10 protein-coding genes and 3 pseudogenes are annotated in these 19,154 nt (G+C 66.6%); 8 read left to right on the forward strand and 5 right to left on the reverse strand.

The window, feature by feature from the left end; genetic code table 11:
• Positions 1-4 precede the first annotated feature (4 nt).
• The 3 genes from sdhD to ABL844_RS08145 all read right to left on the reverse strand — a co-directional run bounded on the left by sdhD (position 5) and on the right by ABL844_RS08145 (position 1,829).
• Positions 5-370 carry a succinate dehydrogenase, hydrophobic membrane anchor protein gene (gene sdhD, locus ABL844_RS08135; RefSeq protein WP_125947845.1) on the reverse strand — a complete coding sequence of 122 codons (366 nt, stop codon included), beginning with the start codon at positions 368-370 and terminating at the stop codon, positions 5-7.
• 13 nt (positions 371-383) lie between these two features.
• Positions 384-830, reverse strand: coding sequence for a succinate dehydrogenase, cytochrome b556 subunit (sdhC, locus tag ABL844_RS08140; protein ID WP_126022679.1), 447 nt, complete (start codon positions 828-830; stop codon positions 384-386).
• Positions 831-1,070: 240 nt separating this feature from the next.
• A complete protein-coding gene (locus tag ABL844_RS08145) occupies positions 1,071-1,829 on the reverse strand; it encodes a GntR family transcriptional regulator (RefSeq protein ID WP_019654078.1) in 759 nt (252 codons plus the stop codon).
• 184 nt (positions 1,830-2,013) lie between these two features.
• Here ABL844_RS08145 and ABL844_RS08150 point away from each other — a divergent pair, with 184 nt between their 5' ends.
• From ABL844_RS08150 to ABL844_RS08170, 5 genes are all read left to right on the forward strand, one after another.
• Positions 2,014-3,000: a malate dehydrogenase gene (locus ABL844_RS08150; protein WP_126022681.1), complete on the forward strand. Its 987-nt coding sequence runs from the start codon at positions 2,014-2,016 to the stop codon at positions 2,998-3,000.
• Positions 3,001-3,016: 16 nt separating this feature from the next.
• Positions 3,017-3,817 (forward strand): trans-aconitate 2-methyltransferase, encoded by an 801-nt coding sequence (gene tam, locus ABL844_RS08155; protein WP_418130959.1) that lies wholly within the window; start codon positions 3,017-3,019, stop codon positions 3,815-3,817.
• Complete coding sequence (locus ABL844_RS08160; RefSeq protein WP_418130960.1) at positions 3,814-4,812, forward strand: HpcH/HpaI aldolase/citrate lyase family protein; 999 nt, start codon at positions 3,814-3,816, stop codon at positions 4,810-4,812. Before tam ends, ABL844_RS08160 begins: the two co-directional genes overlap by 4 nt.
• A 38-nt stretch (positions 4,813-4,850) precedes the next feature.
• On the forward strand, positions 4,851-5,408 hold the full coding sequence (locus ABL844_RS08165) for a hypothetical protein (RefSeq protein WP_184635559.1): 558 nt from the start codon (positions 4,851-4,853) through the stop codon (positions 5,406-5,408).
• Positions 5,409-5,499: 91 nt separating this feature from the next.
• Positions 5,500-8,091, forward strand: a complete 2,592-nt coding sequence (locus tag ABL844_RS08170) for a bifunctional aconitate hydratase 2/2-methylisocitrate dehydratase (RefSeq protein ID WP_184635561.1) — start codon at positions 5,500-5,502, stop codon at positions 8,089-8,091.
• Positions 8,092-8,171: 80 nt separating this feature from the next.
• On the opposite strand, the gene ABL844_RS08175 is transcribed toward ABL844_RS08170, so the two are convergent.
• Together ABL844_RS08175 and ABL844_RS08180 are read right to left on the reverse strand one after the other, a co-directional pair.
• Complete coding sequence (locus ABL844_RS08175; protein WP_184635563.1) at positions 8,172-9,032, reverse strand: hypothetical protein; 861 nt, start codon at positions 9,030-9,032, stop codon at positions 8,172-8,174.
• Between the two features lie 42 nt (positions 9,033-9,074).
• Positions 9,075-10,211, reverse strand: coding sequence for a DUF2827 domain-containing protein (locus ABL844_RS08180; RefSeq protein WP_418130961.1), 1,137 nt, complete (start codon positions 10,209-10,211; stop codon positions 9,075-9,077).
• A gap of 490 nt (positions 10,212-10,701) precedes the next feature.
• Here ABL844_RS08180 and ABL844_RS08185 point away from each other — a divergent pair.
• The 3 pseudogenes from ABL844_RS08185 to ABL844_RS08195 form a co-directional block, all read left to right on the forward strand.
• A pseudogene (locus ABL844_RS08185) lies at positions 10,702-11,577 on the forward strand (ESPR-type extended signal peptide-containing protein); the annotation flags it as partial.
• Positions 11,578-11,832: 255 nt separating this feature from the next.
• A pseudogene (locus ABL844_RS08190) lies at positions 11,833-18,267 on the forward strand (hemagglutinin); the annotation flags it as partial.
• Between the two features lie 351 nt (positions 18,268-18,618).
• Positions 18,619-19,068 (forward strand): annotated as a pseudogene (locus ABL844_RS08195) (YadA-like family protein); the annotation flags it as partial.
• Positions 19,069-19,154: the final 86 nt, after the last annotated feature.

Raw genomic sequence — 19,154 nt, forward strand, 5'->3', positions numbered from 1 at the left:
TGGGTCAGATCTTCCAAAGCACTTGAATGGCCCAACCCGCACAACCGACAAGCCAGACGATGGTGAAAACTTGCAGCACGAGACGGATGGCGACGGGCTGGACGTAGTCCATCCACACGTCGCGCATGCCGACCCATACGTGGTAGAGCAGGGCGACGATCACGGAGAAGGTCAGGACCTTCATCCACTGCGCGGCGAAGATGCCGGCCCACAGGTCGTAGCCGATGGGGCCGCGGGTGAAGATCAGCTGCGCGAGCAGGATGATCGTGAAGAGCGCCATCAGGCAACCCGTGATGCGCTGGCTGAGCCAGTCGCGCAGACCGTAGTGGGCGCCGACGACGACGCGCTTGGAGCCGTAATTCACAGACATGGTTGGCTCCTTCTCAGTACAGGCCGAACAGCTTGGCGCCGAGCGCCAGCGTGAGAATGACGCTCGCGGCCAGCGTGAAGATGGCGGAGCTGTTGCCGAACTCCTTGTTCACCGCGGAGTGGCTCACGTCCATCCAGAGGTGGCGCAGGCCGGCGATGAAGTGGTGCAGGTAGGCCCAGATGAGCGCGAGCGCCACGAGCTTGAAGAACCACCCCGGAACGAAACCAAGGCCGCTGTTGAAGGCGGCCTTGAAGCGGGCGAACGAATAGTCGGAGGACAGCGAGGTGTCGAACATCCAGATGATGAACGGCATCAGCAGGAACATCAGCACGCCGCTGACGCGGTGCAGGATCGACACGATGCCGGCCGGCGGAAGCCGGTAGGTGGTCAGGTCGGTGAAGGCGTTGATGTTGCGGAATTCGCGACGCTTGGGCCGGGGAGGAGTTGCAAGCTCTGTCATTGGGGGATGGCTTTCGTGGCTTTTGTGACTTGTTGGCTTGTTGCTTGTTCTGAGGGCGAACGCTTTTGTTTCTTATGGGAAGTGCAAACAACGCAAAATTCTATTGCAATGCACCATCGCGCTGCGGACGCATGCGAGTCACTGCACCGTTGCAGTCGGATGCTATTGACTTCGTAGCGCAATGCTCACGTTGCATGCGCGCGCTGGCGCACCTGTGTTCGGCGTTCATCTGCATCGCGGTCAGCCCAGCTGGTTCCTGTAATGGTGCGTGTCGGTGCGATAGAGGCCGCGGCGCAGCTCCATCGGCGTGTCATGGTAGGTGTGCGCCACGCGTTCCACGCTCAGCAGGGGCATCTGCGGCGGCACGTCGAGCAGCGCGGCCTGTTCGGCATCGGGCAGCACGGCGCGGATCTTTTCTTCCGCGCGCACCATGCGCACGCCGAACTCGGTTTCGAAGAGCGCGTACATCGGGCCGGGCCATGCGCGCAGCCGCTCGGCGGTGAGGCCCTTGAAGGGCGCGCCGGGCAGCCAGAGGTCTTCGAGGATGGTGGGAACGCCGCCGTAGGCAAGTACGCGGCGTACCTGCAGCACGGCGTCGGCGGTGCGCAGGCCGAGTGCGCGCGCTACGTCGGCCGATGCGCGCAGGCGCTTGCAGTCGACGATGGTGCGAACCGCCGGGCCCTCGGTGCTCGGGTCGCCCTCGTCGGGCACGAGCTTGAGGAAGCGGTATTGCACATGCTGCTCGGCATGCGTGGCGACGAAGGTGCCCTTGCCCTGGCGGCGCACCACGAGGTTCTCGGCCGCGAGCTCGTCGATGGCCTTGCGCACCGTGCCCTGGCTCACGCGGTAGCGCACCGCCAGGTCCATCTCGCTGGGGATGGGCTCGCCCGGCTTCCACTCGCCCGCCTGCAGGCTCTGCAGGATCAGGGTCTTGATCTGCTGGTAGAGCGGACTGAAGGACGGCGTCGCGGGCTCGTCGAATGGGGTGGGCGTGTTCATGGCAGCGGTGGGGTGCGCCTTGGCGGACCCCGAGAGGATATCTTATATAAGACATAAGACGGGGCTCATCGAATCGGCTTAAAATGCTGCCGGTCTCGCGCTGCGGGAAGGTATTTCATCCCGCAGAACCCCTGGCGCCCCACGAGAGCGCCGACACCGTTTCATTACCTTCTGGAGTCTTCCCATGAGCAAAAAGCCCGTCCGCGTTGCCGTCACCGGTGCCGCCGGTCAAATCGGTTACGCCCTGCTGTTCCGTATCGCCTCCGGTGAAATGCTCGGCAAAGACCAGCCGGTCATCCTGCAACTGCTCGAGATCCCCGACGAGAAGGCCCAGAAGGCGCTCAAGGGCGTGATCATGGAGCTCGAAGACTGCGCCTTCCCGCTGCTGGCCGGCGTGATTCCCACCGGCGATCCGCTGGTGGCCTTCAAGGACGCCGACTACGCCCTGCTGGTCGGTGCCCGTCCCCGCGGCCCCGGCATGGAGCGCGCCGACCTGCTGGCCGCCAACGCCCAGATCTTCACGGCGCAGGGCAAGGCGCTCGACCAGGTCGCCAGCCGCGACGTCAAGGTGCTCGTGGTCGGCAACCCCGCCAACACCAACGCCTACATCGCCATGAAGAGCGCGCCCAGCCTGCCGCGCGAGAACTTCACCGCCATGCTGCGCCTCGACCACAACCGCGCCGCCAGCCAGATCGCCGCCAAGACCGGCACCGCAGTGGGCGACATCGAGAAGCTCACCGTCTGGGGCAACCACTCGCCCACGATGTACGCCGACTACCGCTTCGCCACCGTCGGCGGCAAGGGCGTCAAGGACCTGATCAACGACCAGGTCTGGAATGCCGACACCTTCCTGCCCACGGTGGGCAAGCGCGGCGCCGCCATCATCGAGGCCCGCGGCCTGTCGTCGGCAGCATCGGCCGCCAACGCAGCCATCGACCACATGCGCGACTGGGCCCTGGGCTCCAATGGCAAGTGGGTCACCATGGGCGTGCCCTCCAACGGCGAATACGGCATTCCGAAGGACGTGATCTTCGGCTTCCCGGTCACCACCGAGAACGGCAAGTACAAGATCGTCGAAGGCCTGGAGATCGACGCATTCAGCCAGGAACGCATCAACAAGACGCTGAAGGAACTGCAGGACGAGCAGGCCGGCGTCGCCCACCTGCTGTAAGCCACCGCAGACCGGCATGCTCGACTGGAACCCCGCGCTCTACCGTCGCTACGAGGACGAGCGCACCCGTCCCGCGCAGGAACTCCTCGCGCGGGTGCCGCTGACCGAAGCGGCCCGCGTGGTCGACCTCGGCTGCGGCCCGGGCAACTCCACCGAGCTGCTGGTCAACCGGTTCCCGAAGGCGCAGGTCATCGGGACCGACAACTCCGAAGCCATGCTGGTCAGCGCGCGCGAGCGCCTGCCGCAGGCGCGCTTCGAGTTGAGCGACATCGCGACCTGGGCGCCGCGATCGAAAGAAGAAGCGCCCGATCTCATCTATGCCAACGCGTCCCTGCAGTGGGTGCCCGATCACGAGAAGCTGATCCCGCGCCTGTTCGACGCGCTGGCGCCGGGTGGCGTGCTCGCCATCCAGATGCCCGACAACCGCCAGGAGCCCACGCACCGCCTGATGCGCGCGCTCGCGGCCGAGGCGCCCTGGGCCGAGCCCATCGGCGACGCGGACAAGCTGCGCACGCTGCTGCTCGACCTGCGCGGCTACTACGACCTGCTGGCGCCGCTCGCGCCGCACGTCGATGTCTGGCACACCATCTACCAGCACCGCATGACCGATGCGGCCTCCATCGTCGAATGGGTGCGCGGCACCGGCCTGAAACCCTTCGTCGACCGCCTGTCGCCCGACCTGCAGGCGAGCTATCTCGCCGAATACCAGCGGCGCGTGGACGAGGCGTACCCGGTGCGCACCGACGGCAAGCGCCTGCTGGCCTTTCCGCGCATGTTCATCGTCGCGCAGAAGAGCGGAAAGAACGACAAGGCATGACGAAGACGGCCCACCCCGCTGAAGTGCTGCTCGGCGCACAGGCCGGCGCGGTGGCGCTGCCCGTTTGCGACCACTACAGCGGCGTCGAGGCCCGCATGAAGAAGAGCCTCGCGCTCCAGGCCGAGATGGCCGAGGAGTTCGGCGCCTGCGTGTTCGACGTCACCCTCGACTGCGAAGACGGCGCTCCCGTGGGCGGCGAGGCCGATCACGCAGCGCTCGTCACCGAGCTCGCGCTGGCGGCGAAGCCCGGCATGCGCGTCGGCGTGCGCGTGCATCCGGTCGACCACCCGGCCTTCGCGGGCGACGTGGTCACCATCGCCGGCCGCGCCGGCTCGCGCCTGAGCCACCTGATGGTGCCCAAGATCGAATCGGTGGCCGATGTGCATCAGGCTGTAGCTGCCCTCGACGCGGCGGATGCCGGCGAGCTGCCGCTGCACGTGCTGATCGAATCGCCGCTGGCGGTGCACAACGCCTTCGAGATTGCCGCGCATCCGCGCGTGCAGTCGCTGAGCTTCGGGCTCATGGATTTCGTCTCGGCGCATGCCGGCGCCATCCCGGCCGACGGCATGGGCGCGGCAGGGCAGTTCAGCCACCCGCTGGTGGTGCGCGCCAAGCTGGCCATCGCCTCGGCCGCGCACGCCTACGGCAAGGTGCCGTCGCACTGCGTGGTCACCGAGTTCAACGACGCCGGCGCCATGCGTACGGCGGCCCGCAGGGCGGCCACGGAATTCGGCTACACGCGCATGTGGAGCATCCATCCGAACCAGATCCGGCCCATCCTCGAAGCCTTCGCGCCGGACGAGTCGCAGATTCAAATTGCCACAAAAATCCTTGTAAAGGCGGCGGCCGCGGATTGGGCTCCGACACAAATTGATGGCACATTGCACGACCGCGCGAGCTACCGCCATTTCTGGCAGGTACTGACGCGTGCCCACGCAACAGGGCGCGCGTTGCCCTCCGAGGCGAAAGCCTGGTTTGCATTCGCGGCCTCCTGAAACGAAACCTTCGAACCCAGCCTCAAGGAAACCCACACATGAAGAAAATTGCCCTGATCGCCGCTGTCGCCCTGGCACTGCCGCTCGCGGCCGTGGCACAGAGCACGACGCCGGCCAAGCCCGCAGCCAAGGCCGAGACGACGAAGAAGGCGCCCCCGAAGCGCCAGGTCACCCGCAAGGCAGCCAAGGCGGTGGAAGAAGTCACGCCGATCAGCGATGACACCAACATCGTCCTCAGCGACGCCGACCTCGAAGTCGCCAAGCGCGTGTCGCTCGGCAAGGCCCAGTGCGAACTCGGCGCCGACGTGACCGTCACGGCCGACGAGAAGAAGCCCGGCTTCTTCACCGTCAGCACCAAGGGCCAGAAGTACCGCATGCACCCGGTCGAAAGCCGCACCGGCGCCATCCGCCTCGAAGACCCGCGCGCCGGCGCCATGTGGCTCCAGCTCGGCAACAAGTCGATGCTGATGAACCAGAAGGCCGGCCTGCGCATCGCCGACGAATGCCAGACCGAAGCCCAGATCGCGTTTGCCGCAGAAATGAAGAAGAACCCGCCCAAGGCCCTGTTCGACGGCGCCGACGGCGAGAAGAAGTAAGCGTCCCTACCCGGTGGGGTGCGGCGCGGCTCTTGCTTGACCGCCGGAGCCGCCCCGCATGCCCGCCAGCCCAGTTTCCGGAGAAAAGAAGATGTTGCAAGCCTACGTTGACCATGTTGCCGAACGCGCCGCGCTCGGTATCCCGCCGCTGCCCCTGAGCGCGAAGCAGACCTCTGAAGCGATCGAGCTCCTCAAGAGCGCGAACGCGAAGGACGGCGCCTTCCTGCTGGACCTGCTCACCCACCGCGTGCCTGCCGGCGTCGACGACGCCGCCAAGGTCAAGGCGAGCTACCTCGCGGCCGTGGCCCACGGCACCGAGAAGAGCGAGTTCATTTCGCGCGCCCGCGCCACCGAACTGCTCGGCACCATGCTCGGCGGCTACAACATCAGTCCCCTGATCGACCTGCTCGACGACGCCGAAGTCGGCGCCGTGGCGGCCGAAGGCCTGAAGAAGACCCTGCTGATGTTCGACCAGTTCCACGACGTCAAGGAAAAGGCCGACAAGGGCAATGCCAACGCCAAGGGCGTGCTGCAGAGCTGGGCCGATGCCGAGTGGTTCACCAGCCGTCCCGAAGTGCCGCAGAGCCTGACCATCACGGTCTTCAAGGTGCCCGGCGAGACCAACACCGACGACCTCTCGCCCGCGCCCGACGCCACCACGCGTCCCGACATCCCGATGCACGCGCTGGCCATGCTCAAGAACAAGCGTGAAGGCACCGCGTTCCAGCCCGAGGAAGACGGCAAGCGCGGCCCGGTCAAGTTCATCGAGTCGCTCAAGGACAAGGGCCACCAGGTCGCCTACGTCGGCGACGTGGTCGGCACCGGCTCCAGCCGCAAGTCGGCCACCAACTCGGTGCTGTGGTTCACGGGCGAAGACATCCCCTTCATTCCCAACAAGCGCTTCGGCGGCGTGTGCCTGGGCACGAAGATCGCCCCGATCTTCTACAACACCATGGAAGACGCCGGCGCGCTGCCCATCGAGCTCGACGTGAGCCAGATGGACACCGGCGACGTCGTCGAGCTGCGCCCCTACGAAGGCAAGGCGCTGAAGGACGGCAAGGTCATCGCCGAATTCAAGGTCAAGAGCGACGTGCTGTTCGACGAAGTGCGCGCCGGCGGCCGCATTCCGCTGATCATCGGCCGCGGCCTGACGGCCAAGGCGCGCGAGGCCCTGGGCCTGCCCGCATCGACGCTGTTCCGCCTGCCGCAAAGCCCGGTCGACACCAAGAAGGGCTTCTCGCTGGCCCAGAAGATGGTCGGCCGCGCCTGCGGCCTGCCCGAAGGCCAGGGCGTGCGCCCCGGCACGTACTGCGAACCCAAGATGACCTCGGTCGGCTCGCAGGACACCACCGGCCCGATGACGCGCGACGAGCTGAAGGACCTGGCCTGCCTGGGCTTCTCGGCCGACCTCGTGATGCAGTCGTTCTGCCACACCGCCGCCTATCCGAAGAAGGTGGACGTGAAGATGCACCACGAGCTGCCCGACTTCATCAGCACCCGCGGCGGCGTCTCGCTGCGCCCGGGCGACGGCGTGATCCACTCGTGGCTCAACCGCCTGCTGACGCCCGACACCGTGGGCACCGGCGGCGACAGCCACACCCGCTTCCCCATCGGCATCAGCTTCCCGGCCGGCTCGGGCCTGGTAGCCTTCGCTGCCGCCACCGGCGTGATGCCGCTGGACATGCCTGAGTCTGTGCTCGTGCGCTTCAAGGGCAAGATGCAGCCCGGCGTCACGCTGCGCGACCTGGTCAACGCGATTCCGCTGTACGCCATCAAGTCCGGCCTGCTGACGGTCGAGAAGAAGGGCAAGAAGAACATCTTCTCGGGCCGCATCCTCGAAATCGAGGGCCTGCCCGACCTGAAGGTGGAACAGGCCTTCGAGCTGAGCGACGCTTCGGCCGAACGCTCGGCTGCCGGCTGCACGGTGCACCTGAACAAGGAACCGATCATCGAGTACATCAACAGCAACATCACGCTGATGAAGTGGATGATCGCCGAGGGCTATGCCGACGCCCGCACGCTGCAGCGCCGCATCGCCGCGCAGGAAGCCTGGCTGAAGGACCCGCAGCTGCTCAAGGGCGACGACGACGCCGAATACGCGGCTGTCATCGAGATCGACCTGGCCGACATCCACGAGCCGATCGTGGCCTGCCCGAACGACCCCGACGACGTGAAGACGCTGTCGGACGTGGCCGGCGCCAAGATCGACGAAGTGTTCATCGGCTCGTGCATGACCAACATCGGCCACTTCCGCGCTGCGTCGAAGCTGCTGGAAGGCAAGCGCGACATCCCGGTCAAGCTGTGGATCGCGCCCCCGACCAAGATGGACGCGCAGCAGCTCACCGAGGAAGGCCACTACGGCGTGTTTGGCAATGCCGGCGCCCGCACCGAGATGCCCGGCTGCTCGCTGTGCATGGGCAACCAGGCACAGGTGCGCGAAGGCGCCACCGTGATGTCGACCAGCACCCGCAACTTCCCGAACCGCCTGGGCAAGAACACCAACGTGTACCTGGGCTCGGCGGAACTGGCTTCCATCTGCTCGAAGCTCGGCCGCATCCCGACGCGCGAGGAGTACATGGCCGACATCGGCGTGATCAACAGCAACGGCGACAAGATCTACCAGTACCTGAACTTCGACAAGATCGAGGACTACAAGGGCGTGGCGGATACGGTCGCGGCCTGATCGGGCTCTCCCGGGGTGATCTGCGGATCGCCCGATGAAACGAGCCCCGCAAGCCTCGCTTCTGCGGGGCTTTTTCTTTTTCAGGGCGAAGGCTGGTTGGGCTGCAGGTACTCCTGCCCCGTGAGCACCATCGCCGCGCCGGCCGGGCCGCCCACCGCATGGGGCAGGGCGTTCAGCAGCGAGTTCGCGAAGTCGCCGCGGTACAGCTTGGCGCCCTGGTGGGAGAGGTTGGAGTTGGCGTCGATGTAGATCGACTCGCCCAGCCCCGTCCAGAGGCGGCAGAAGCCGTAGTCCTCCGACAGGTAGCGCCGCGTCTGCGGATCGACCATGACGTCGAAGAAGCGGTAGTGCAGGCCCAGGTCGGCCTCGCCGATGCTGTCGGGCACGTAGCTGAGATCGGGGTAGCTCGCCATGAGCCGCTCGAACACCGATCGCCTGATCACCATGAAGCCGGTCGGCGCCTCGGTCATCTTCATGAAGCCGTCGGGCTGCACCTCCAGTTCGACCCGCGAGGTGGTCGCGGATGCCTGGGCGTTGACCGTGTAGCGGGTGAAGGTGGACTCGAACTGCTGCTGCGTCGTGCCAGCGGCTACGCCGCCTTCGGGCCAGTTCTCCCGCTTCAGCGGGTAGACCCCCGCCGCGACGTCGTAGCCCGACAGCAGCAGGCGGAAGGCCGCCTGCGCCGAGAAGCCGATGTCGGCGTCGACCCAGAAAAGGTGCGTCCACTGCGGATTGGCCAGGAACTGGGCCACGCAGTTGTTCCGCGCGCGCGTCACCAGGCTCTCGCCCTGGTGCGTGAACACCTGCAGCCGCATGCCGGCACGCTCGGCCTGCACGGCGAAGTTCAGCATCGAGTTGACGTAGTTCAGGAAGACCTTGCCGTCGTGGCTTGGCGTCACGATCACTGGGAAGAACTGCCGGAGTTCGGATGGATCGAGCATGTCGGTTCCGTTCGCTTGTCGTTGGCCGGGTGACTGCCGGGCTTATCGGGCCGCGCGCCGCATCAGGCCGAGCAGCAGGGTGTCGTAGACCTCGGTGGCCGCGGCGTTGCCGGGAAGGTAGCGGCCGATCAGGCTGCGCTGGCGCTCGCGGTACGCGCCGGCCTGCGCGTCGTGCGTGTCGATGGTCTCGACCACGCGGGTGCTGGCGCCGGACACGTCGTTGCCCTGGTAGTAGTAGCCCAGGTCCGCGCACAGGTGGGCGTTGTGCACCAGCGGGTAGCCCTGCCAGCAGGTCTCCAGGTAGAAGTAGTTCAGCGGGTTCTCCCACTGGTGCGAGACCACGATGTCGGTGTTCTGTGCGAGGAACACGGGCGTTTCGTGCCGGCCCAGGAAGACCGCCTTGTGCTGGCGCACCAGGTCGAGCTGGTTCATCAGCGTGATGAACTCCATGTTCTCCTTCGCCAGTCGCTCGGCGTTGGTGACCTGCAGCAGCGCGATGGCCTCGGGCCGCGCCCGGTAGGCCAGCTCGGCGATCAGCACCGGGTAGAGGCAGAACTTCACCACGTTGATGTTCGGCTCCATCACGCTCAACCGGCGCGGGCCGGCCTTCGGCTGGTAGACGCCGGCATCGGGCAGGCCGCGCGTGCGCTCGTCCAGGAACACCGGACTCCACACGAAGGGCACCGGGCGCGCATCGGCCCGGCGCAGCACCTCGAAGTACGGCTGGCTGATGTTGGAGACCTGCGGAACCATCCAGATGTCGTCGTAGCGCTGGTTGACGAACAGGTTCTGTCCCCAGAGCGGCTTGCTGAACAGCATCGCCTCCATGGCGTGCACGTACTCGAAGCCGCAGCAGTACGACACCAGTCGCGCGCCGCGCTGCTTGAGGTAGTCGGTCTGCGCCGCGTCGATCTGGCCTCCGAGCTCGATCAGCACGTCCACGCTGTCCTTGGCCGCCTCGAAGGTCACGGTGGGCCAGCGTGACTGGTCCCAGGGCAGGGCCTGGGTGATCGGGACGGCCGTGGTGTTAACGAGCACCACCGAGGCCACGGTCGGGCAGTGCTTCAGCGCCTCCGCCAGGAACACGGCGTTCTGCTTGATCCCGTTGTTCCACAGCGTTTCGGCCTCGTGATGGAGGCCGATGGTGATTCCGATGCGCAGCCTTGGGGCGAGAGACATTTGAATTGTTTCTTAAATGTTAATTGCCGGAGGTGGACTCATTTGCGTGAAAAAAGTCACGAGGCTTGCTATTGGGTCGTGATCAATTTCACGATTTTAATTTCACAGCAGACCTTTGCATTCAAAGAAATCGAAAAGCGAACCGCTGTGTGGCATCACCGAGAACGCTTGGAAAAGACCGCCAAATGGGAGGTGTTCGATGCAAATGAATGGAGTTGGAGGTCTGCATGGCTTCAATTGGAACCTTGTTTCAACGTTCGACGACCGCTTCTGGCATGCAAGGCAGGACGCTTTTTTAAATTTTTGTGAACTAAATCATCAGAGTCGATTTTGAAGAATGCTGCGGTGCATCGGAAATGTAAACAACTCCGTACATTCCACCATTCTTGTAATTGAGGTGCCGTATTGAGCGCCTCCGCGATGGAGCCTGAGGCAGGAAGCATCGCATTTCCGCTATCCGAATCCGTCCACACCGCGAGCCGAAAGTCACATGAATAAGTCTTACAGAAGCATATGGAATGAATCCCTTGGCGCCTGGGTGGCGGCATCGGAGATCACCTCGGCGCGCGGCAAGCGAAGCGGTTCCAGCGTGACCGCCACGGTCGCGGCAATCGGTCTGGCGATCGCCTCCATGGCCTTTGGCCCGCATGCGGGGGCCTCGGTGCTCGGACCGTCGGGCACCTGCGTGACCGGCGGCGGCACCGGCCCCGATGGCACGACGGCGTACGGGGCGACCGTCGCCCCGGTCGATGGCTCGGGCGTGTGGTCGACGGTCGCCGGCTGTTCCTCGAACGGCGGCAACTTCCTGGGCGTGACGACGATCGGCTCCTTCACCACCGCCCAGGGCGCGGGCGCCACGGCCATCGGCATGGCGGCGGTGGCCAACAAGCTCGCCACCGCGCTGGGCCACCAGGCCCAGGCCACCGGTATCACGAGCCTGGCCGCCGGCTTCAATGCACGCAGCGCCGGCGACAACAGCACCGCCCTCGGTTCCGCCGCCAACGCGATCGGCACCAGCAGCGTGGCCGTGGGCAACGCTGCCAGTGCGCAGGGCGTCAACGGCATCGCCATTGGACTGAATGCCAATGCCGCCAGTGTCGGTTCCAGCAACCTGGCCATCGGCTGGGGCGCCAATGCGAGCGGCACCGCGGCCTCCCTGGGCGACTCGACCGCGATCGGCACGGGCGCCAAGGCCACGGGGCAGGATTCGACCGCCGTCGGCGGCCAGACCTCGGCCACCGCCACGAACACGCTGGCCATCGGCAACAACGGCACCAGCGCCACCGCGCAGGGCGCGACCGCGTTCGGCGTGGGCGCCAAGGCCTCCGGCCAGAACTCGCTCGCAGCCGGCAACGGGACCACGGCATCGAGCACCGGTTCCATCGCCATCGGCAGCAATGCCAGCGGCGTCGCCAATTCCGCGGCGACCGACGGCATCGCCATCGGCGGCCAGTCCAGCGTGGCGGCGGCTGCGACTTCGGGTATCGCGGTCGGCCGCGGCGCCGTGGTGAACAGCGTTTCCGGCATTGCGCAGGGCGACGGCGCCAACGTTGCCGCGAGCTCCAATGGCGGTGTCGCCATCGGCGCCAGTTCCAAGGTTTCCGGAACGAACACCGTTGCGATCGCCAGCGGTGCCAACGCCAGCGGCGCCAGCGCGACGGCCATCGGCAACAACGCCAACGCAGCTGCCGCGAGCGCGGTGGCGGTCGGCTCCAGCGCGGCAGGCCTGGGCAACAGCTCCGTCGCGGTGGGCAACACCGCCCTGGCCAGGGCCGACGGCTCCATCGCCATCGGCAAGAACGCCGCCATCGGCTCCAACACCGACGTCAACTCGGTAGCCATCGGCACCAACGCCAACAGCTGGGGCGGCAGCATCGCGCTGGGCACCGGCGCATCCGCCGACCAGTTCGGCGTCTCGGCCCAGAACGCGGGCATCGCCATCGGCGGCAACGCCGCGACGGACGACCGCTCGACCCGCAGCATCGCGATCGGCAACGGCGCATCGGTCAAGCCGCCGAACACGACCTCGGTGGTCGATGCGACGCTCGCCCTCGGCGTCAACGCACTCGGCTCAGGCTCGAACGCAGTGGCCATCGGCACGGCCACCGCAGCCAGCGGCGCAGGCTCGACCGCCATCGGCGGCAACGCCACCGGCGGCGCAGCCGCGGCGGCCGCCGACTCCATCGCCATCGGCGGCCAGTCTTCGGTCGTTTCGACCGCCACTTCGGGCATCGCCCTCGGCCGCGGCGCCGTGGTGAACGGCGCCTTCGGCATCGCTCAGGGCGATGGCGTGACCAGCGGCGCCACGGGCCAGAACGTGGCGATCGGCTCCAGCGGCACCACCGCCAACAGCGGCTCGGCCACGGGGGGCGCAGTCGCCATCGGGCGCGGCCAGAAGGCCACGGGCAATGGCGCCGTGGCCATCGGCGATCCCAACACCGCCAACGGCACCGGCGCCGTGGTGTTGGGTGCCGACAGCACGGCCGCAGGCGACGCCGCCGGCACGACCGCCGCGAACGGCGCGGTGGCCATCGGCAATGCCAACAACGCGATCGGCCAGGGCGCCGTCGCAATGGGCAACAACACCAACGCGATCGGCGCAGGCACGGTCGCCCTCGGCGACAGCTCGCGCGCAACGGCCCTGGGCGCCGTCGCGCTCGGCAGCAGCGCAAGCGCCGTCCAGGACTCGACGGCCATCGGCCGGAACGCCAACGCTTCCGCCGTGGCATCCGTCGCAATCGGCGTGAATGGCTTCGCGGCGCAACAGTCCGTCGCGCTCGGCAACAACACCACCGCAACCGGCCAGTCGGCGGTGGCGCTGGGCGATACGGCCAACGCATCGGCCCAGCAGGCCCTGGCGATCGGTGCCGGTGCGCTCGCGTCGAACACGCGCACGGTGGCCATCGGCACGCTGGCCAATGCGGCTGGCGCCAATGCCGTGGCCATCGGCTACAAGGCCATCGCGCAGTACGCCAACGCCGTGGCCATCGGCAACGGCAGCGTGACGGGCGCGGCCGCCCCGACCGGCGCCGCCTACATGACCGGGCAGACGGCCAACGGCGGCGAAGTCTCGTTCGGCGGCGGCACGGCCGCGACCAACCGCCGCATCACCAACCTGGCCGACGGCGCCGCGCCCACCGACGCCGTGACCGTCGCGCAGCTGAGCACCACCGCATCGAGCCTTTCCACCGGCCTGAGCACCACGAACAGCTCCGTTGCAAGCCTGTCGACCTCGACCTCCACGGGCATCGTCAGCCTCTCGACCGGCCTGAGCACGACCAACAGCACCGTCAGCAGCCTGTCGACCTCGACTTCCACGGGGCTCAGCACCGCGACCAGCCGGATCAACAGCCTGTCGACCTCCACCTCGACGGGGCTGAGCACCGCCACCAGCAGCATCGGCAGCCTGTCGACTTCGACCTCGACCGGCCTGAGCACGGCCACGAGCAGCATCGTCAGCCTGTCCACGTCGGCTTCGACCGGCATCAGCAGCCTGTCGACTTCGACGTCGACGGGCCTGAGCACCACCAACAGTTCCGTTGCGAGCCTGTCAGCCTCGACCTCCACGGGCCTGAGCACCGCGACAAGCAGCATCGGCAGCCTGTCCACCTCGACTTCCACCGGCATCAGCAGCCTGTCGACCGGTCTCAGCACGACCAACAGCGCCGTCAGCAGCCTGTCGACCGGCCTGAGTAACTCGGCGAGCAGCATCGGCAGCCTCTCGACGGCCCTGAGCAGCACCAACAGCTCGGTTGCGAGCCTGTCGACCTCGACTTCCACGGGCCTGAGCACTGCGACAAGCAGCATCGGCAGCCTGTCCACGTCGGCTTCGACTGGCATCAGCAGCCTGTCGACTTCGACTTCGACGGCCCTGAGCACCACCAACAGCTCGGTCGCCAGCTTGTCGACCTCGACGTCGACCGGCCTGAGCACCACGAACAGCTCCATTACGAGCCTCTCGACCTCGACTTCCACCGGTCTGAGCACAGTGACGAGCAGCATCGGCAGCGTGTCCACGTCGGCTTCGACTGGCATCAGCAGCCTCTCGACCTCGACCTCGACGGGCCTGAGCACCACGAACAGCTCTGTTGCCAGCCTGTCCACCTCAGCGTCGACCGGAATCAGCAGCCTGTCGACCTCGACCTCTACGGGCCTCAGCACGGCGACGAGCAGCATCAACAGCCTGTCCACATCGGCGTCGACCGGCATCAGCAGCCTGTCGACTTCCACGTCGACTGGCCTGAGCACCACGAACAGCTCCATCGCAAGCCTGTCGACCTCGACCTCCACGGGCCTGAGCACCGCCACCAGCGGCATCGGCAGCCTGTCGACCGGCCTGAGCACGACCAACAGCAACCTGAGCACCCTGAGTTCGTCGGTCAGTTCGATCTACAACACCGGCACGAAGTACTTCCACGCCAACAGCACCGGCGCGGACAGCCAGGCCATCGGCGCGAACAGCGTGGCCATCGGCCAGAACGCCATCGCCAACGGCGACAACAGCGTGGCGCTGGGCGCGAACTCCACGGCCAGCCGCAGCGCCGCGGCGATGACGAACTACGACGCCTTCGGCCTGACCAGCAAGCAGAACGCGTCGGGCGAACTGAACGTCGGCAACCGCGTGATCACCGGCGTGGCCCCGGGCAGCGCGGACACGGATGCCGTCAACGTCTCCCAGGTGAAGACCGTCACGGCTTCGCTCTCGAGCGGCCTGAGCACGGCGACCAGCAGCATCGACAGCCTGTCGACCTCCACCTCGACCGGCTTGAGCACCACGAACAGCTCTGTTGCAAGTCTGTCGACTTCGACTTCGACTGGCCTGAGCACTGCAACCAGCAGCATCAACAGCCTGTCCACGTCGACTTCCACCGGCATCAGCAGCTTGTCGACCTCCACGTCGACCGGCCTGAGTACGGCAAACAGCCGCATCGACAGCCTGTCCACGTCCACCTCGACGGGTCTGAGCACGGCGACGAGCAGCATCAGTAGCCTGTCGACTTCCACTTCGACCGGTCTGAGCACCGCAACCAGCAGCATCAACAGCCTGTCCACGTCGACTTCGACCGGCATCAGCAGCCTGTCGACCTCCACGTCGACCGGCCTGAGCACGGCAAACAGCCGCATCGACAGCCTGTCCACGTCCACCTCGACGGGGTTGAGCACGGCCACCAGCAGCATCGGCAGCCTGTCGACTTCGACCTCCACGGGCCTGAGCACCGCGACGAGCAGCATCAACAGCCTGTCGACCTCGACTTCGACCGGCTTGAGCACCGCGACCAGCGGCATCAGCAGCCTGTCGACCTCCACGTCGACTGGCCTGAGCACGGCCACGAGCAGCATCAGCAGCCTGTCGGCCTCGACCTCGACAGGGCTGAGCACGGCCACGAGCAGCATCAGCAGCCTGTCGGCCTCGACCTCGACAGGGCTGAGCACGGCCACGAGCAGCATCGACAGCCTGTCCACCTCCACGTCGACTGGCCTGAGCACGGCCACGAGCAGCATCAATAGCCTGTCGACCTCCACGTCGACGGGGTTGAGCACCGCGACGAGCAGCATCAACAGCTTGTCGACCTCGACCTCGACGGGTCTGAGCACTGCGACGAGCAGCATCAACAGCCTGTCGACTTCCACCTCGACCGGTCTGAGCACTGCAACGAGCAGCATCGACAGCCTCTCGACTTCCACGTCGACTGGCCTGAGCACCGCCGCCAGCAGCATCAACAGCCTGTCGACCGGCCTGAGCACGACCAACAGCACCGTCAGTAGCCTCTCGACGTCCACGTCGACGGGTCTGAGCACCGCCACGAGCAGCATCGATAGCCTCTCGACTTCCACGTCGACTGGCCTGAGCACTGCGACGAGCAGCATCAGCAGCCTGTCGACGTCCACTTCTACCGGTCTGAGCACCGCGACGAGCAGCATCGACAGTCTCTCGACTTCCACGTCGACTGGCCTGAGCACGGCGACGAGCAGCATCAGCAGCCTGTCGACCTCCACTTCGACCGGCCTGAGCACTGCCACGAGCAGCATCAACAGCCTGTCGACCTCCACGTCGACTGGCCTGAGCACGGCAACCAGCAGCATCAGCAGTCTGTCGACTTCGACCTCCACGGGCTTGAGCACGGCCACGAGCAGCATCAACAGCCTGTCGACCTCCACGTCGACGGGGTTGAGCACCGCGACGAGCAGCATCAACAGCCTGTCGACTTCCGCCTCGACCGGTCTGAGCACTGCAACGAGCAGCATCGACAGCCTCTCGACTTCCACGTCGACTGGCCTGAGCACCGCCACCAGCAGCATCAACAGCCTGTCGACCGGCCTGAGCACGACCAACAGCACCGTCAGCAGTCTGTCGACGTCCACGTCGACCGGTCTGAGTACGGCGACGAGCAGCATCAACAGCTTGTCGACGTCGACCTCGTCGGGTCTGAGCACCGCAACAAGCAGCATCAACAGCCTGTCGACCTCCACCTCGACCGGCCTGAGCACTGCGACCAGCAGTATCGACAGCCTCTCGACTTCGACCTCGACCGGCTTGAGCACTGCAACCAGCGGCATCAGCAGCCTGTCGACCGGCCTGAGCACGACCAACAGCACTGTCAGCAGCCTCTCGACGTCCACGTCGACGGGTCTGAGCACCGCCACGAGCAGCATCGATAGCCTCTCGACTTCCACGTCGACTGGCCTGAGCACTGCGACGAGCAGCATCAGCAGCCTGTCGACGTCCACTTCTACCGGTCTGAGCACCGCGACGAGCAGCATCAACAGCCTGTCGACCTCGACCTCGACCGGCCTGAGCACTGCGACGAGCAGCATCGACAGTCTCTCGACTTCCACGTCGACTGGCCTGAGCACGGCGACGAGCAGCATCAGCAGCCTGTCGACCTCCACTTCGACCGGCCTGAGCACTGCCACGAGCAGCATCGACAGCCTGTCGACCTCGACGTCGACCGGTCTGAGCACTGCGACCAGCAGCATCAACAGCCTGTCGACCTCCACCTCGACCGGTCTGAGTACTGCCACCAGCAGCATCAACAGTCTGTCGACCTCGACTTCGACCGGCCTGAGCACTGCGACCAGCAGCATCAACAGCCTGTCCACGTCGACTTCGACTGGCCTGAGCACCGCCACCAGCAGCATCGACAGCCTGTCCACTTCGACCTCGACCGGCCTGAGCACCGCCACGAGCAGCATCAACAGCCTGTCGACCGGCCTGAGCACGACCAACAGCACGGTCAACAGCCTGTCCACGTCGACCTCGACCGGCCTGAGCACTGCGACGAGCAGCATCAACAGCCTGTCGACCGGCCTGAGCACGACCAACAGCACGGTCAACAGCCTGTCCACGTCGACCTCGACCGGCTTGAGCACTGCGACGAGCAGCATCAGCAGCCTCTCGACTTCCACGTCGACTGGCCTGAGCACCGCCACCAGCAGCATCAGCAGCCTGTCGACGGGCCTGAGCACGACCAACAGCACGGTCGACAGCCTGTCCACCAGCCTGTCCTCGGCCGGCAGCGGCCTGGCGAGCCTGTCCACGTCGACGTCGACCGGCCTGAGCACCGCGACGAGCAGCATCGACAGCCTGTCGACCTCGACCTCCACGGGCCTGAGCACCGCTACCAGCAGCATCAGCAGCCTGTCGACCTCCACGTCGAGCGGCCTGAGCACGGCCACGAGCAGCATCAACAGCCTCTCGACCTCGACCTCGTCGGGCCTGAGCACGGCGTTCAGCGGCATCGGCAGCCTGTCGACGGGCCTGAGCACGACGAACGTCAACCTCAACAGCCTGAGCACCTCGGTCAACAACATCTACAACACCGGCACCAAGTACTTCCACGCCAACTCGACGGCGGGCGACTCGGTGGCCAGCGGGCAGGAGGCGGTGGCGATCGGCCCGCAGTCGGTGGCCAGCGGCGCCAACTCCTTCGCGGCCGGCAACGGTGCGAAGGCGACGGCCGACGGCGCGGTGGCGGTGGGCTTCGGCGCACAGGCCACGGGGGCCAACGCGATCGCCATCGGCACGGGCGCCCTGGCCACGGGCTCGCAGGCCATCGGTGCCAACGCCCGTGCGGGCGGCGGCGGCGTGGCGCTGGGCGACAACGCGGATGCGGGCGGCACGCCGCTGAGCCAGGCGCAGAACGTCTCCAAGGGCACGGCCATCGGCTTCGGCGCGATCGTCCAGCAAAGCGGCGGCGTGGCGCTGGGCTCCGGCTCGGTGGCTTCCACTGCCGCAGGCATGGCCGGCTACGTGCCGGGCGGCGCGACGGCGCAGCAGGAGGCCGCGATCAAGGCGACCACCAGCACGCAGGCAGCGGTGTCTGTGGGCGACGCGGCCAACGGCCAGTACCGCCAGATCACCGGCGTGGCGGCGGGCACGGCCGACAGCGATGCGACCAACGTGGCGCAGTTGAAGGCGGCCTCGGCGGCGTCGAAGGCCAGCAGCGTTCAGTACGCGACCAACCCGGACGGCTCGGTCAACTACAACCAGATCACGCTGGGCAACGGCCAGGCGCCGGGCGGCACGCGCATCAGCAACGTGGCGGCGGGCATCCTGCCGGGCGACGCGGTCAACGTGCAGCAGCTCAACCAGGTGCAGGGCCAGGTCGGCGACGTGGCGCGCATCGCCTACTCGGGCACGGCCATGGCGTTCGCGATGTCGGGCACCTACCTGCCGACGCTCTATCCGGGCGAGAAGACGGTGGGCGTGGGCCTGGGCAGCTACAAGGGCTACAGCGCGGTGGCGCTGACCTTCAAGGCACTGTCGGACGACGGCAAGATGTCGTGGGGCGCGGGCCTGACGACCACGGGCAAGGAGTGGGGCATCAACGCCGGCATCGGCTGGAAGTGGAAATAAGGGAATAAGCCACTGAAAGGCCGCCGAACCGGCCCTCGAACGGGCGGCTCCCTCGCTTCACGGCGTGGGAGCCGTTCTTTCTGGTA

The sequence above is a fragment of the Variovorax sp. 278MFTsu5.1 genome (genome assembly GCF_048305045.1).
Lineage (GTDB): Bacteria > Pseudomonadota > Gammaproteobacteria > Burkholderiales > Burkholderiaceae_C > Variovorax > Variovorax guangxiensis.

Bases quoted from the DNA above. Each gene is read 5' to 3' on its own strand.
- sdhD (WP_125947845.1), bottom strand. From the start codon at position 370: ATGTCTGTGAATTACGGCTCCAAGCGCGTCGTCGTCGGCGCCCACTAC.
- sdhC (WP_126022679.1), bottom strand. From the start codon at position 830: ATGACAGAGCTTGCAACTCCTCCCCGGCCCAAGCGTCGCGAATTCCGC.
- ABL844_RS08145 (WP_019654078.1), bottom strand. From the start codon at position 1,829: ATGAACACGCCCACCCCATTCGACGAGCCCGCGACGCCGTCCTTCAGT.
- ABL844_RS08150 (WP_126022681.1), top strand. From the start codon at position 2,014: ATGAGCAAAAAGCCCGTCCGCGTTGCCGTCACCGGTGCCGCCGGTCAA.
- tam (WP_418130959.1), top strand. From the start codon at position 3,017: ATGCTCGACTGGAACCCCGCGCTCTACCGTCGCTACGAGGACGAGCGC.
- ABL844_RS08160 (WP_418130960.1), top strand. From the start codon at position 3,814: ATGACGAAGACGGCCCACCCCGCTGAAGTGCTGCTCGGCGCACAGGCC.
- ABL844_RS08165 (WP_184635559.1), top strand. From the start codon at position 4,851: ATGAAGAAAATTGCCCTGATCGCCGCTGTCGCCCTGGCACTGCCGCTC.
- ABL844_RS08170 (WP_184635561.1), top strand. From the start codon at position 5,500: ATGTTGCAAGCCTACGTTGACCATGTTGCCGAACGCGCCGCGCTCGGT.
- ABL844_RS08175 (WP_184635563.1), bottom strand. From the start codon at position 9,032: ATGCTCGATCCATCCGAACTCCGGCAGTTCTTCCCAGTGATCGTGACG.
- ABL844_RS08180 (WP_418130961.1), bottom strand. From the start codon at position 10,211: ATGTCTCTCGCCCCAAGGCTGCGCATCGGAATCACCATCGGCCTCCAT.